Below are 12,706 nucleotides of genomic sequence, written 5' to 3'. Positions count from 1 at the left end.
GCTCGATGAGATATTCGCTTTACGTTTTCACGGAGACGAATCCTTCGCTCCACGCGTCCTTGTCGATTTCCATCTCGCTGACTTGGAAATTATCGGGATAGTCGCGAAAGCCCTCAAAGCGCAGCTTGCGCAGTCTTGCTGCATCTGCTTCGGCCGCGCTGCTATAGACCCCGACGAGTTTATCTTCGGTATCATTCTCATCCAGAGCATCTTCGCGCGGATAGCTATGCCAGAGCAGGAAAACTGTGCGCATTTGTGTAAGGGCCATAACCGCGTGATTGCTTACGTCAGTTCGTCCAACCACCGCTGAGCCAATTTCGGCTCACCCGGAGTGTTTGAAAGGCGAGAGCCCATCTGCAGGAACCGCTCGTGGAGCTGGAAGGGTTCAATGCCGCACTTGTGGCGCAGGCGCTCGATTTTGGAGCCTAATTCAAGGAGCTCCTCCCGTGCGGGGTCGCGCAAACCAACTCGTTCGTACGAGCCGAAGAGTCCCCACTGTCCCTTAGCGCACCCCTGTAGTGCCGACAGAAGCAACTCCCTGTACGAAGCTTCAAGGGCCGCGAGCTGTCGTTCATACGAGGGTCTCATCGGCTCGAATAGGTTCTCGGGTCAAAGAATGCAGCGAGAGCGGAGACGACAGCGACAACGGCCAAGAACAGTACCGTGGCAGGATCGATGAACAGATACAAGACTGCCAGTATTCCGGCGACGGTCAGAGCTGGTCCAATGAGCGCAGGGTGCGTCTTAAGCCAGTTGATCACACTGTGGCGGACCTGAGGGACGTAGGCCGTAGCCGCGAGGAGAGCGACAAGTACAACAAGCCATTTCGGCATGGGACGAAGCGCCTTATTTGCCCTGCAACTACAATAGCTAAGCACGTCTGCATGAAGAATAGAGTTCAAATTATAGCGACTACCCGGCAATGTCTGTCTTGGGTCACAAGCTGCCGATCACACCTGCAGTGGCAGACGTCCGCTTTGCTCTGGTAAGCTGACGAATTATACGCACGCCCCAATCGGAGTTCTTTTGACCACAACCCCGGAAGGACAGCCGATGCCCATCAAAGCCGTCGTCTTCGACGCCTATGGCACGCTCTATGACATCCAGTCGGTCGCTGACGTCACTGAGGATGCGTTTCCCGGCTACGGCGAGATCATCACGCAGGTCTGGCGCATCAAGCAGCTTGAATACACCTGGCTGCGCTCGCTGATGGAAGCTTACCAGGATTTTGACGCGGTCACGCGCGACTCGCTCGCCTATACGCTGCGTGTGCTCGGACTCGCCTATGAGAGCGAGGCATTCGAGCGCGTCATCGAGAAATATCTGCATCTCGATCTCTATCCGGATGTGGCCGAAACGCTCGCGGCCCTGAGACCGCGCAAGCTCGCCATCCTCTCCAACGGCAGCCCGGACATGCTCAATGCGCTGGTACGCAATTCCGGGCTCGACCGCCTGCTCGATGCCACCATCAGCGTCGACGCGAAAAAGATCTTCAAGCCGAGCCCACAGGCCTATGAGCTGATCGGCGAGGTGCTCGGCACCGCGCCTGATGAGGTTCTGTTCGTCTCCTCCAATCCCTGGGACGCCGCCGGGGCAAAATCGTTCGGACTGAAGGTTGCCTGGATCGAGCGGGTGACGCCCGAAGCGATGGCGCTGGCTTGCGTCGAGAACGAACTCGTGGCACCGCTCACCATGTTCAAGGCGATCCGCACCCAGATGGATGAGCTCGGCTTTGCGCCGGATCATCGCGTCCGCGCCCTCTCCGAGCTGCCGGGAATCGCTTAGGGTAGTCGCCCGCCTGTAAGATTGGAATGAGCTGCCCGAAATGAGCCTGGAATCCGTTCGCGCCTTCTTCGCCGAGAAAGCCCCCGACATTTCCGTCATCGAATCCCCGATCAGCTCCGCGACCGTGGCGCTGGCGGCCGAAGCCTATGGTGTCGAGCCCGGAATGATCGCCAAGACGCTGAGCTTGCGGATCGGCGAGCGCGTGATCCTGATCGTCGCGAGCGGCACCTCGCGCATGGACAACAAGAAGGTGAAGGCGCAGTTCGGCGGCAAGCCGAAGATGCTGGGTCTGGAGGAAGTCGCCGACATCACTGGACACGAGGTCGGCGGCGTCTGCCCTTTCGGCCTGAAGTCGCCGCTGCCGATCTATTGCGACATCTCGCTGAAGGCATTCGACGTCGTCGTGCCGGCTGCCGGCTCGACCCATAGCGCGGTGCGCATCACACCGGAGCGGATGGCCGAGCTGACCGCGGCTGAATGGGTCGACGTCTGCGAGCACAGGCCCTGAGCGGCGCTATTCGTCCTCGTCGTAAGGCCGCTGTGGAGGCGGCGGAGCAATGTAGCGTGGTGGCGGTGCGGCCCGGCCGCGCGGAACCTGTTGCTGCGGCGGCATCTGGTTGCTGGACTGGAACACCGCACGGCAGCCGCTCGAGAGCTGTGGCGTATTCTGCTGCAAGCAGGCCACGATGCGGTTCACGTCGGGAATCTGATCGCTGCACAGGCGCCACACATCAGGTGTGCAGGCCATCTGCTGTTCCATCGTGCCGCGGTATTCCTGCGCGGATGCAGCGCTGTGCGCCATGATGCCGCCGACCGCAAGCGCCACACCTAGCGCGATCCGCTCTGTTCGCATGTCCAGATCCTTCCCAAGTGTCTCGAATTCTCTTCAATCAATGAGACGCGAGCTTGTTCTGGACCAACAACAAAATGTGAAAAGCGCGACTGGAACCATGGCAGCTCCCGCTGACGCCTTGGTCCGTGGCGCCCCAGCAACAGGGCAGAAGCAAACCGGCCTCTTGCGCCTTTCGCCATAAGGCATTTCGCCTGACGCCAAGAATCATGACGGCGCTCCCGCTAGCAATGGGCTGCAATGAGGGGAATGTCGATGCCGACTGCAAGACCGGTCTGTGCGCAAAACGTCGCCACGGCCGCAATCTTTCGCCGCAAGCTACTGGTCACCACCGCGCTGGCGCCCCTCGTGCTTGCCTTCCCGGTCCTGACGTCCAGCCCGGCGCGCGCCGCCTGCACCGTGGCAGGCACCGGCACGATCGGCGCGCTCAATTCGAGTGATGTCGCGACCTGCACCGGCCTCGGCAACACCGATCACATCAACGCCACCGGCGGCACCAACGTCACCGTCAATGTCGGCGACGGCACCACGACATCGCTGCTGCCCGGCGCCGGCATACCTGCGATCGTTTTCGACGGCACCATCGCCTCGCATGTCACCGTCGACAATCAGGCGACAGTCTCGACCTCCAGCGGAGCGGTTCTGCTCTCCAACGGATCGACCCACAACAATGTGACGGTCGCCGCCGGTGCGATCGCGGAGGGTACGGGCAACGCCGAAGCAGCCATCGTCATCGACAATTCGAACGACAACCTCCTCAACATTCGCGGGACGGCCGTCGGCACCGGAGGAAACACGACGGGACTGCGGATCAGCGGGACGTCGAGCGGCAATGTCGTCCTCGTCTATGACAGCGGATCGATCGGCGGCGGCCATACCGGCGTGCAATTCATCGCCGGCGGCAATTCGCTCGTCAATGGCGGCACGATCTCCGGCGGCTTCTTCCTCGCCATCCAGGGCTCTTCCGGCAGCGACACCATCTTCAACGCCGGCACCATCTCGGGCGGCGGCAGCGGAGCGATCGAGCTGAATGGCGGCGATGATCAGCTCGGCCTCGCGCCGGGCGCGACGATCACCGGGAATGTTCGCGGCGGGAGCGGTACCGATACGCTGAACTTCGGCAGCATTGGCAGCGCCATGTTCGACCTCGGCAATCTCGGCCCCGGCCTGCAATATGACGAGTTCGAGCAACTGAAGAAGAACGGCAACTCCGTCTGGACGCTGACCGGCACCACCGCCTTCAACGGCGCGACGACAGTGGACGCGGGCGGCCTGGTCGTGAACGGCACATTGCCCTCGGTCGTCACGATCAATGGCGGCTATCTCGGCGGCACCGGCACCGTCGGCGGAATCGTCGTCAACAATGGCGGCATGGTCGCGCCCGGCAATTCGATCGGGACGCTCAACGTCAACGGCAACGTCGCCTTCAATGCCGGCTCGACCTTCCAGGTCGAGATCAACCCCGGCGGCCAGTCCGACAGGATCGCAGCGACCGGGACCGCCACGCTCAACGGCGGCACGGTGCAGATCGTGCCGCTTGGCGCAGGCTTTATCGCCAACACGCAATACACCATCCTCACGGCGGCGGGCGGCGTCAGCGGCACGTTCGCCGCGCTCACGAGCTCTGGCAGCCCGCTAGTCACAGGGCAGCTCAGCTATGACGCCAACAACGTCTACTTCCTGCTGCAGCAGATCGGCGGCTTCGGAACGTTGTCGGGGCTGACGCCGAACCAGGCCGCGGTGGCCGGCGCACTCGACCAGGCACAGCTCGGCGGCGCATCGGGACCGCTGGCCACTGCGATCAACACACTCGCCGCGCTCAATACGCCAGGCGTCAAGGCCGGCCTCGACGACCTGGCCGGTCAAATCCACGCCGATGGACGCCGCTTCGTCGCGGATCAAGCCGACATGTTCCAGAGCTTCATGTGGAATGCCGGAACGCAATCGCGCGGCGAGACCGTTCGGATGACCGCGTCCGCCTATGCGCCGGAGCCCAGGGACCCGATCGGCAAGGCGCTGAACCGCCGCCGCGCGGCGCCGATGCAGAGCGTCTGGTTTGGCGGCTATGGCAATTGGGACAAGGTGGCCGCGAGCGACATTGCCTTCGGAACCAATTCAACCATCGCCGGCGCCGCGCTCGGCGCCGACCTCTGGCACATGCCGGGCTTTACGGCTGGCCTCGCGGTCGGCGCATCGACCGGCCAGCTGCGAATGGCCGGCCGCGGCGAGCGAATCGAGGCCAATGCCGGGCATGCGGGCGTCTACGCACGCAGCGAGGCCGGCGGCTTCAATCTCGCATCGGCGATCAGCTATTCCTTTGCGGCGCTCGACTCCTCGCGCACGATCGCGTTCCTCGGCGAGACGGCAACTGCCGCCTCGCGCGCAAACACCTTTGCCGCTTCGCTGGGCATCTCGCGGCCGTTCCAGACAGGATGGGGTCTTGTCGCCGAGCCCTTTGCCAAGGCTGACTGGTACGCGACACGCCAGGGCAGTCTCTCAGAGGCCGGTGCGCCGGGGGTGAATCAGCTGGTGCGAAGCGGCAGCTTCGACCTCGGCTATGGCACGGTCGGCTTGCGCGGCAGTCACCGCATGATGATGCCGAATGGCCACGCGGCACAGTTCGGCGCGACCATTGCCGTTCGTCATGAGTTTACCGGCAGCGCGGCAACCACGACGGCGGCGCTGGAAGGCGCACCCGGCATTCCGTTCGCGATCACCGGCGTCGAGCGCGCGCGCACAGTGGCGCTTGCCGGCGCCGAAATCCGGTGGGACCTGACGACCGCGACATCGTTCAAGGCCTCGTACGAGGGCGCGTTCGCGCCGGGATACGACCGTCACACGCTGCGCGGCCTGGTCCGCAGCGAATTCTGAGCGGCCCTACTCCACCTTGCCAATCTTCTTCACCGCCGCGATCAGCCGCTTGCTGTCGGTCGCGACGAACTCAGAGAAGGCCGGCGCGTCCTGATAGGCGACGAGGCTGCCCGAGGTCTCGAATGCCTTGAGCACATCAGGACTCGTCATCACCTGTGCCATCGCCTCGCGCAGGCGAATCGCGATCGGCGCAGGAAGAGCGCTCTGCGCGAACAGCCCGGCCCAGATGTAAAACTCGACGTCCTTGTAGCCGAGCTCCTGGAAGGTCGGCACATCAGGGAAGCTTGCGATGCGCTGCGCGCCGCAATTGCCGAGCACGCGCAGCCTGCCGTCGTCGACCTGCGGTTTCAGCGTGCCGGGTGCAGCGGTGATCGCCTGCACGGTGCCGCCGAGGATCGCGGTCAGCGCAGGACCTGCACCGCGGAACGGCACGTGCAGCAGTTTGATGCCGGCGCTGCTCGCGAACATCTCCATGGCCACATGCAGCGTGCCGTACGGCCCGGACGAGCCATAGGCGATCTGGCCCGGCCGCTTCTTCGCATCCTCGACGAAATCCTGCGCGGTTCTCCAGGGCGCCGAGGCCGGCACCGCGAGCAGCGTGGGATCGGCGAGCACGCGCGCGATCGGCATGAACTGCGAGACCTCGTAGGCGACGGGTCGGTCGAACAGCCGATCGGCCTCAGGGAGCACCGCGAGCGAGGACAGCGTCATCAGCAGCGTGTAACCGTCGGGCTCGGCACGCGCGGCCGCGGCATTGCCGACCGATCCGCCGCCGCCTCCCGCCCGGTTGTCGACGATCACAGGCTTGCCGAGAATTCGCTCCAACGCCGTCGCGACCGGTCGCGCAGCGAGATCGGCCTGTCCGCCGGCCGGGAACGGAACGATCATGGTGATGTTGCGCGAGGGGTAAAGAGCTTGGGCAAAGCTTGATCGAGAGCAAGCGGCCTGTGCGAGGGACAGCACGGCAGCGGCCTTCAGAAGTTCGCGGCGGTTCATTGGTGGGTACCTCCCCGATTGTTTTCGTGATTGGGAGGCAGCCTAACCGGAATGGATTGTGTTGCGATAGCCGTGCGCTTGCACCCTCCCCGGCGGGGCCTGGAGGGGGCGGCCGGTTGGCCGCATCTCCCCAACTACTGCGACTGCAACAGGGTGGGCAGGCTCTTGTCGAGGACGTTGCCGAGCAGTTGCCGCGTCGACGCGCGCATCACTGGATTGTTGGCGGCTTCCGGCGGTTCTGGCCACTGCGCCCAATCGATACGCAGGGTCGGCGGCCCAGTCATAAAGTTGCTTCCGCTGATCGAGCCTTCGCCGCTCTTCAGAATATCGAAGCTTTGCCCGTCATGAACGTAGATCCGTATGACCGCGTAGATGTCGGCGATGTCGTACAGCGGGCTGACCTTCATGACACCGATGCCGAAGAATCCACCCTGGCGTATTCCCTTGATCACGACGACATAGCGTTTGCATCCGGCCTGACCGGCAACTTGGCGGACGATGGCGCCGGCCTTGTCGCTGCGAACGAACATGCCAAGCCCGGGATCGTAGGAACTGAATGCGGATCTATCGGCAGCGATCCTGCGGACGACAAAACCAGAGCCGACCGCGGCCCTCACACGTTCGACAACGAGGTCATCGAGCCCGAAACCGTCGACCGGAACCTCCTTGTTCTCGTTGCCGAACACGGTCACGCCGATCTTCTTCACGATGAAGCGATCGCCCAGCAGCGATATCACGCCGACGCACGGTCCTGCAGCTTGCGGCGTGGACTGCGAAGCAGGTGCCGGCTTGGGAGGCGCGTTCTTTGCCGGCTTGGCAACCGTCGCCGGCTGGTTGGTTTGCGCCTGCGCGGGGCCGGCCAGGCACAGTGCGAAGAGTAAGAGGCAAATAAGACGAAGCATCATGTAGCGGTCGTCGGGTTGTTGAGAAACGGGAAGCAGGAAACAGAACGCGGCGCGGGTATAGACAACAAAGTTCATGACCGCAACGCGAGGGCCCTAGCGTTTCTTCAACTTGGCAAACTGCCTGGGCAAAAACTCCGTCAGCGGCAATGCCGCAGCCGCACGCAAGAGACCGCGTCGATCCATGATTTGCCCTCGCCTGATTTTCTTGTTTCGCTGCCAGGCTAACGCGCCAGGCGGCAAGAACAAGACGTTTACGAAGCGTTAGCCATATCGGGCTCCTTCAGGAACGCATGTCCGGGCCCGCTGTTGCCTTCCCAGGGAGAGTGGATGATGCGGAATCTGGCGACTATCGACGTTGCGCTGGACGAGATGCTGGTGAATCTCGCAGCGATCGTGTTGCGGCTTTCGACGCCCGAATTGACGGGAACGCCGGAAGCGCGGCGCGCGCTGGCGCGATCCGTCCATCAATATGGTGTGTGTGCGGCGCGGTCGAGCGACCCACGCGTTCACGAATTGAAGGCGCAATTGGAGGGGACGCTGAAGCCAAGCCTGCGCGTCGTCGCGATCCATGGCGTGAAGGTGTCGTAGTTCGTCATTGCGAGGAGCTCTTGCGACGAAGCAATCCAGAATCTCTCCGAGGAGACATGCTGGATTGCTTCGCTGCGCTCGCAATGACTGAGAGCGTTGAAGCCGCGCGCGCTCCTACGACGCTTTGCTTTTCCCGCGCGGCCGGCGCTTGCATGTGCCCGGCAGCTTGGCTGCGAGGAAATCGGCGAGCGCTTCGACGCGCGCGGGGCGGGGGCCGCCGGGCGGGGTAACGAGGTGCACGGCGCCTTCGGCCTGCTTCCAGTCCTTCAGGATGACTTCGACCTCGCCCGACGAGATCGCCTCGCCGACGATGAATTCCGGCAGATCGGCGATGCCGAGGCCCGCGATCAACGCCGGCATCACGGCTTCGCCGTTGTTGACGCGAAGCTGACCGCCCGGGCGCACGCTGGCCTGCTCGCCGGCCGAATTGGTGTAGTGCCAGGCATTGGGCGTGGAGAGATAGGCGTAGCTGAAGCATTTGTGCGCGGCGAGATGCATCGGGTGCGTCGGCCGGCCGTGTTTCTTGAGATAGGACGGCGCGGCGACCGTGTACCGCGGCATGGTGAAGAGCCGCCGCGCGATCAGCGAAGAGTCCGGCAGCCGCGCGATCCGCACCGCCATGTCGAAACCTTCGCCGATCAGGTCGACGGTCGCATCGCTCAAATGCAGATCGACGGAGACTTCCGGATAGGCCTGGAAGAACTCGGGCAGCAGCGGCGCCACCGCCTTGATGCCGAACGTCATGGGGACGGCGAGCCGCACCAGGCCGCGCGGCGCCACCGACTGCGCCAAGGCCTCGTTCTCAGCGGCCTCGCCGTCGGCCAAGAGGCGCGTCGCGCGTTCGGCCAGCTTGTGGCCGGCATCGGTCAGCGCGAGCCGGCGCGAGGTGCGGTTGAACAGCCGCGCGCCGAGCCGCTCCTCCAATCGCGTGACCGCCTTGGACACCGTGGCCTTGGACATCCCAAGCTCGCTCGCGGCCCCCGCAAATGATCGCAGCTCCACGACTTTGGCGAAGATCGCGAGCGCTTCGAAATCTGGAAGTTTTGCCATGGCAGCCGGTCCTGGTGGAGCATTTAAGGAAACAATGCGTTTCGACAGTTTCTATTTCTATACCACAGGCGAAGGCTTATCCAACAGGTCAATCCGACATCAAGGAATTGCACAGATGATCGAACTCAGACCTTTCGCGAAGCTCGGCGGCGCCGATCACGGCTGGCTCAAGGCCAAGCATCATTTCTCGTTCGCTGGCCATTACGACCCGAACAACATGGGCCACGGCGCCTTGCGCGTGTGGAATGACGACGAGATCGCGCCCAACACCGGCTTTCCCGCCCACCCCCACGCCAACATGGAAATCATCACCTATGTGCGCGAAGGCGCGATCACCCATCAGGACAGCCTCGGCAACCAGGGCCGCACTGAAGCGGGCGACGTGCAGGTGATGAGCGCCGGCAGCGGCATCCGCCACTCCGAGTACAATCTCGAGCCGACCAGGACGCGGATCTTCCAGATCTGGATCGAGCCGGCGATGCGCGGCGGACAGCCGACCTGGGGCTCGAAGCCGTTTCCAAAGGCAGACCGCTCCGGCAGGCTCGTCACCATCGCGAGCGGCTTTGCGGGCGACACGGACGCACTGCCGATCCGCGCCGATGCCCGGGTGCTCGCCACCACGCTGAAGGCGGGCGAGAGCGCGGAGTATGAGCCGCAGACGTCGCGGCATCTCTACCTGGTGCCGGCGGCAGGCGCCGTCGAGGTCAACGGCGTCCGCGTCAATGCCCGCGACGGCGCCGCGATCCGCGACGAGGCCAAGCTGAAGATCACGGCGCTCGAAGATTCCGAGCTCGTGCTCGTCGACGCGGCGTGACGAACAAGCAACCAATCACCTCACCCAATCCCAACGGAGACCACCATGACAAAAGTTCTCGTCCTCTATTATTCCGCCTATGGCCATATTGAAGCGATGGCCAATGCCGTCGCCGAAGGCGCGCGCGAGGCCGGCGCGACCGTTGACATCAAGCGCGTGCCCGAGCTGGTGCCGGCCGAGGTCGCGAAAGCCTCCTATTACAAGCTCGACCAGGCCGCGCCGGTCGCCAAGATCGAGGACCTCGCCAATTACGACGCGATCATCGTCGGCACCGGCACCCGCTTCGGCCGCATGGCCTCGCAGATGGCGAACTTCCTCGACCAGGCCGGCGGGCTCTGGGCCAAGGGCGCGCTGCACGGCAAGGTCGGCGGTGCCTTCACGGCCACCGCGACCCAGCACGGCGGCCAGGAGACCACGCTGTTCTCGATCATCACCAACCTGCTGCATTTCGGCATGGTCGTGGTCGGCATGAACTACGGCTTTGCCGGCCAGATGAAGCTCGACGAGGTCACGGGCGGTGCGCCCTATGGCGCCACCACGATCACCGGCGGCGACGGCAGCCGCCAGCCCAGCGCCAACGAGCTCGCCGGCGCGCGCTATCAGGGCCGCCAGATCGCGGAGACCGCCAAAAAGCTGCATGGATGATGCGACCCTGGGCGGCATTCTCAGCCGGGAATGCCGCCCCAATCCGGGATCGGGATACGGTCACCATTAAATCTGCGTGATGTCGGCGTGAGGCCGAACCGGCTCCGTCGGTAGAGGTGCGGGCGCCGTCGAAAGCCACCAGCCCTCGCCGGCAAACCAGCATGTCTCGTCGGGGACGCCCTCTCTCCGCAACGACTGCACCCCTTCCCAACCTTTCGTGAACGCCTCGCCCAATCGCCGGCCGGCCTCGGCATCCTGCAATCCCGCGCAGCCGATGAATTGGGCGCGACTGAGGAATTTCGCCGGCCAGATTTCACCGTCATCCGGCCGCGTGATCATCAACATGCCGCCGTACATGCCTTCGGGCGCGAGCGGAAACACCAGCCGCCCGCCGGGCCGCAGCGCATCGAGCCATTCCGCCGCCGGCTGCGCCGCGCCCGCGCAGACATAGATCACGTCGGCCGCCGGCAGATCCGCCGCGATGCCCGAGCGTCCGCGCACGTCCACATGGGCGATGTCCTTCAGATTGTCGCGCGCAAGCCCTGCCAGACGCTCGTCGATCTCATAGGCCTGAACGCGGCCGCCGGGACCTACGAGATGGGCGAGGATCGCTGTGTAATAGCCGCTGCCGGCGCCGATCTGGACCACGGTCTCGCCTTCCTTCACGGCGCAGCCATTGAGCCAGTAGGCGTGCGCACCGGGCATTCCGATATTGAGACTGCGCGCCGGGTCCAGCGCCAACAGCGCGTTCTGATAGAGGAAGGCGGGATCATCGTCAGGCGTGACCACATAGGGATGACCGCCGAGACAGATCGACCACGGCCCGGGCCCGGCGAACGGCTCGCGCCTGACGGTCCGAAAGGCCTCTTCGAGGCGAGGGTCTGCAGCCTTCGCAGCACCGCAAATCAACTGCGCATAGAATGCACGATATTTTGCCGAACGGTCTTCCATGTCGCCTCCGCGGAATGGAAGCGACGATAACACAACGAGGACGATCATCGGAAGGCTTGCGCAATCGCGGCCTTTTGTGACGGCGCCGTGACGTAGCCACGCCTCAACTCCGTTCCATTTTCTTCCTGACGAGGTCCTTGCCGATCGGCCGCACGGGTTCGCTCCGTAGCACCAGCGAGGTCGTCACAGCGCCAAAACCGGCGATGCGATCCACGATGGTCTCGAGATCCTCCGGCGCCGGAACGAGCACCTTGAGCACGAAACAGTCATCGCCCGTGACGCGATGGACTTCGATGATGTGAGGGATTTCGCTGAACCGCTTGAGGCAGGTCTTGATGTGCTCGTGCGAGGTGCGCAGGCGCACCAGCGCCATCAGGCCGAGCCCGAGAGCGCGCGGGTTGATGCGGGCGCCATAGCCCTCGATGATGCCGGCTTCCTCGAGCCGCTTGACGCGTTCGGACACGGCCGGCTGGGACAGCCCGACGGAACGGCCGAGCACGGACAACGGCACGCGCGCATTGGCCTGCAGCGCCTCGAGGATCTTCAAATCCTTGGCATCGATGCTCCCGAAGCGATCCAAACTCAATTCTCCGTTCCACCTTGAGATCATCGGCAGATGGTCGATTTCGCCGATGACTTGCCATGTGATGCAGGACCGCGATCGGTCACACTGCGGTCACCTCAGATATCACGGGACGTTCATGCACGACATCATCACATTGCCCGGGCTCGGCGGCTCCGGAGATACCCACTGGCAGACGCTATGGGAGCGCGCTGACGCGCGCTTCACGCGATTCCAGCCGGCGAGCTGGGACCAGCCGGAGCTCGACGACTGGGAGCAAGCCCTGGAGCACGTGGTCGCGCGCTGCGCCAGGCCGCCCCTCCTGGTCGCACACAGCCTCGCCTGCCTTTTGGTGGCGCACTGGGCCGCGCGCTTCCCTTCCGCGATTGCGGGCGCCTTTCTGGTCGCCGTGCCCGATCCCGATGGCGGCCATTTTCCCGCGGAGGCCGCAGCGTTCAAGCCGGTCCCCGGCCGCGCGTTGCGCTTTCCCGCGCTGATCATCGCGAGCACGAATGATCCATATGGAGCCGTCGAAGTGACACGGCGGCGGGCGCAGGACTGGCAGTCCGGCCTGATCGTGCCGGGCGCGCTCGGCCACATCAATGCCGCGAGCGGGCTCGGCGAGTGGCCGCAAGGACGCGCGTTGCTGGATGCTTTCCGGGCGGGCCTTCCGAGGTGATGGCGAAACA

Annotated in this window: 14 protein-coding genes; 7 read left to right on the top strand and 7 right to left on the bottom strand. The window is 64.1% G+C overall.

Annotation, left to right across the window (positions count from 1 at the left end; translation table 11 throughout):
- Positions 1-19: 19 nt before the first annotated feature.
- On the bottom strand, positions 20-253 hold the full coding sequence (locus I6F12_RS14245; RefSeq protein ID WP_035997430.1) for a hypothetical protein: 234 nt from the start codon (positions 251-253) through the stop codon (positions 20-22).
- 800 nt (positions 254-1,053) lie between these two features.
- On the opposite strand from I6F12_RS14245, the gene I6F12_RS14240 reads away from it, so the two are divergent.
- A complete protein-coding gene (locus I6F12_RS14240) occupies positions 1,054-1,785 on the top strand; it encodes a haloacid dehalogenase type II (protein WP_225156671.1) in 732 nt (243 codons plus the stop codon).
- Positions 1,786-1,825: 40 nt separating this feature from the next.
- Positions 1,826-2,293, top strand: a complete 468-nt coding sequence (locus tag I6F12_RS14235; protein WP_036036398.1) for a YbaK/EbsC family protein — start codon at positions 1,826-1,828, stop codon at positions 2,291-2,293.
- A gap of 6 nt (positions 2,294-2,299) precedes the next feature.
- Here I6F12_RS14235 and I6F12_RS14230 read toward each other — a convergent pair whose 3' ends face one another.
- A complete protein-coding gene (locus I6F12_RS14230) occupies positions 2,300-2,638 on the bottom strand; it encodes a hypothetical protein (protein WP_035997417.1) in 339 nt (112 codons plus the stop codon).
- Positions 2,639-2,890: 252 nt separating this feature from the next.
- On the opposite strand from I6F12_RS14230, the gene I6F12_RS14225 reads away from it, so the two are divergent.
- Positions 2,891-5,506, top strand: a complete 2,616-nt coding sequence (locus I6F12_RS14225; protein WP_225156670.1) for an autotransporter outer membrane beta-barrel domain-containing protein — start codon at positions 2,891-2,893, stop codon at positions 5,504-5,506.
- 6 nt (positions 5,507-5,512) lie between these two features.
- On the opposite strand, the gene I6F12_RS14220 is transcribed toward I6F12_RS14225, so the two are convergent.
- Both I6F12_RS14220 and I6F12_RS14215 read right to left on the bottom strand, forming a co-directional pair.
- Positions 5,513-6,502, bottom strand: a complete 990-nt coding sequence (locus I6F12_RS14220) for a tripartite tricarboxylate transporter substrate binding protein (RefSeq protein WP_225156669.1) — start codon at positions 6,500-6,502, stop codon at positions 5,513-5,515.
- 134 nt (positions 6,503-6,636) lie between these two features.
- On the bottom strand, positions 6,637-7,482 hold the full coding sequence (locus I6F12_RS14215; protein ID WP_225156668.1) for a hypothetical protein: 846 nt from the start codon (positions 7,480-7,482) through the stop codon (positions 6,637-6,639).
- 255 nt (positions 7,483-7,737) lie between these two features.
- Between I6F12_RS14215 and I6F12_RS14210 the strand changes: the two genes are divergently transcribed.
- Entirely contained in the window at positions 7,738-7,995 is a 258-nt protein-coding gene (locus I6F12_RS14210; protein ID WP_036021169.1) for a hypothetical protein, read from the top strand.
- 114 nt (positions 7,996-8,109) lie between these two features.
- Here the strand turns inward: I6F12_RS14210 and I6F12_RS14205 are convergent, their stop codons facing one another.
- On the bottom strand, positions 8,110-9,045 hold the full coding sequence (locus I6F12_RS14205; protein ID WP_225146299.1) for a LysR family transcriptional regulator: 936 nt from the start codon (positions 9,043-9,045) through the stop codon (positions 8,110-8,112).
- A 115-nt stretch (positions 9,046-9,160) separates the two neighbouring features.
- Between I6F12_RS14205 and I6F12_RS14200 the strand changes: the two genes are divergently transcribed.
- A complete protein-coding gene (locus I6F12_RS14200) occupies positions 9,161-9,859 on the top strand; it encodes a pirin family protein (RefSeq protein ID WP_225156667.1) in 699 nt (232 codons plus the stop codon).
- Between the two features lie 45 nt (positions 9,860-9,904).
- Positions 9,905-10,504: an NAD(P)H:quinone oxidoreductase gene (gene wrbA / locus I6F12_RS14195; protein WP_057028278.1), complete on the top strand. Its 600-nt coding sequence runs from the start codon at positions 9,905-9,907 to the stop codon at positions 10,502-10,504.
- Positions 10,505-10,570: 66 nt separating this feature from the next.
- On the opposite strand, the gene I6F12_RS14190 is transcribed toward wrbA, so the two are convergent.
- Positions 10,571-11,455 (bottom strand): class I SAM-dependent methyltransferase, encoded by an 885-nt coding sequence (locus tag I6F12_RS14190; protein WP_225156666.1) that lies wholly within the window; start codon positions 11,453-11,455, stop codon positions 10,571-10,573.
- Positions 11,456-11,558: 103 nt separating this feature from the next.
- Entirely contained in the window at positions 11,559-12,035 is a 477-nt protein-coding gene (locus tag I6F12_RS14185) for an Lrp/AsnC family transcriptional regulator (RefSeq protein ID WP_225156665.1), read from the bottom strand.
- Positions 12,036-12,156: 121 nt separating this feature from the next.
- Between I6F12_RS14185 and I6F12_RS14180 the strand changes: the two genes are divergently transcribed.
- Positions 12,157-12,696 (top strand): alpha/beta hydrolase, encoded by a 540-nt coding sequence (locus I6F12_RS14180; protein ID WP_225156664.1) that lies wholly within the window; start codon positions 12,157-12,159, stop codon positions 12,694-12,696.
- The last annotated feature ends 10 nt before the right edge of the window (positions 12,697-12,706 follow it).

It is taken from the genome of Bradyrhizobium sp. IC4059 (assembly GCF_020193615.1).
Taxonomy (GTDB): Bacteria; Pseudomonadota; Alphaproteobacteria; order Rhizobiales; family Xanthobacteraceae; genus Bradyrhizobium; species Bradyrhizobium yuanmingense.
This window is presented reverse-complemented; position numbering and strand designations above follow the sequence as displayed.

Coding starts and splice junctions, on each gene's coding strand:
- I6F12_RS14245 (WP_035997430.1), bottom strand. CDS start 253: ATGCGCACAGTTTTCCTGCTCTGGCATAGCTATCCGCGCGAAGATGCT.
- I6F12_RS14240 (WP_225156671.1), top strand. CDS start 1,054: ATGCCCATCAAAGCCGTCGTCTTCGACGCCTATGGCACGCTCTATGAC.
- I6F12_RS14235 (WP_036036398.1), top strand. CDS start 1,826: ATGAGCCTGGAATCCGTTCGCGCCTTCTTCGCCGAGAAAGCCCCCGAC.
- I6F12_RS14230 (WP_035997417.1), bottom strand. CDS start 2,638: ATGCGAACAGAGCGGATCGCGCTAGGTGTGGCGCTTGCGGTCGGCGGC.
- I6F12_RS14225 (WP_225156670.1), top strand. CDS start 2,891: ATGCCGACTGCAAGACCGGTCTGTGCGCAAAACGTCGCCACGGCCGCA.
- I6F12_RS14220 (WP_225156669.1), bottom strand. CDS start 6,502: ATGAACCGCCGCGAACTTCTGAAGGCCGCTGCCGTGCTGTCCCTCGCA.
- I6F12_RS14215 (WP_225156668.1), bottom strand. CDS start 7,482: ATGAACTTTGTTGTCTATACCCGCGCCGCGTTCTGTTTCCTGCTTCCC.
- I6F12_RS14210 (WP_036021169.1), top strand. CDS start 7,738: ATGCGGAATCTGGCGACTATCGACGTTGCGCTGGACGAGATGCTGGTG.
- I6F12_RS14205 (WP_225146299.1), bottom strand. CDS start 9,045: ATGGCAAAACTTCCAGATTTCGAAGCGCTCGCGATCTTCGCCAAAGTC.
- I6F12_RS14200 (WP_225156667.1), top strand. CDS start 9,161: ATGATCGAACTCAGACCTTTCGCGAAGCTCGGCGGCGCCGATCACGGC.
- wrbA (WP_057028278.1), top strand. CDS start 9,905: ATGACAAAAGTTCTCGTCCTCTATTATTCCGCCTATGGCCATATTGAA.
- I6F12_RS14190 (WP_225156666.1), bottom strand. CDS start 11,455: ATGGAAGACCGTTCGGCAAAATATCGTGCATTCTATGCGCAGTTGATT.
- I6F12_RS14180 (WP_225156664.1), top strand. CDS start 12,157: ATGCACGACATCATCACATTGCCCGGGCTCGGCGGCTCCGGAGATACC.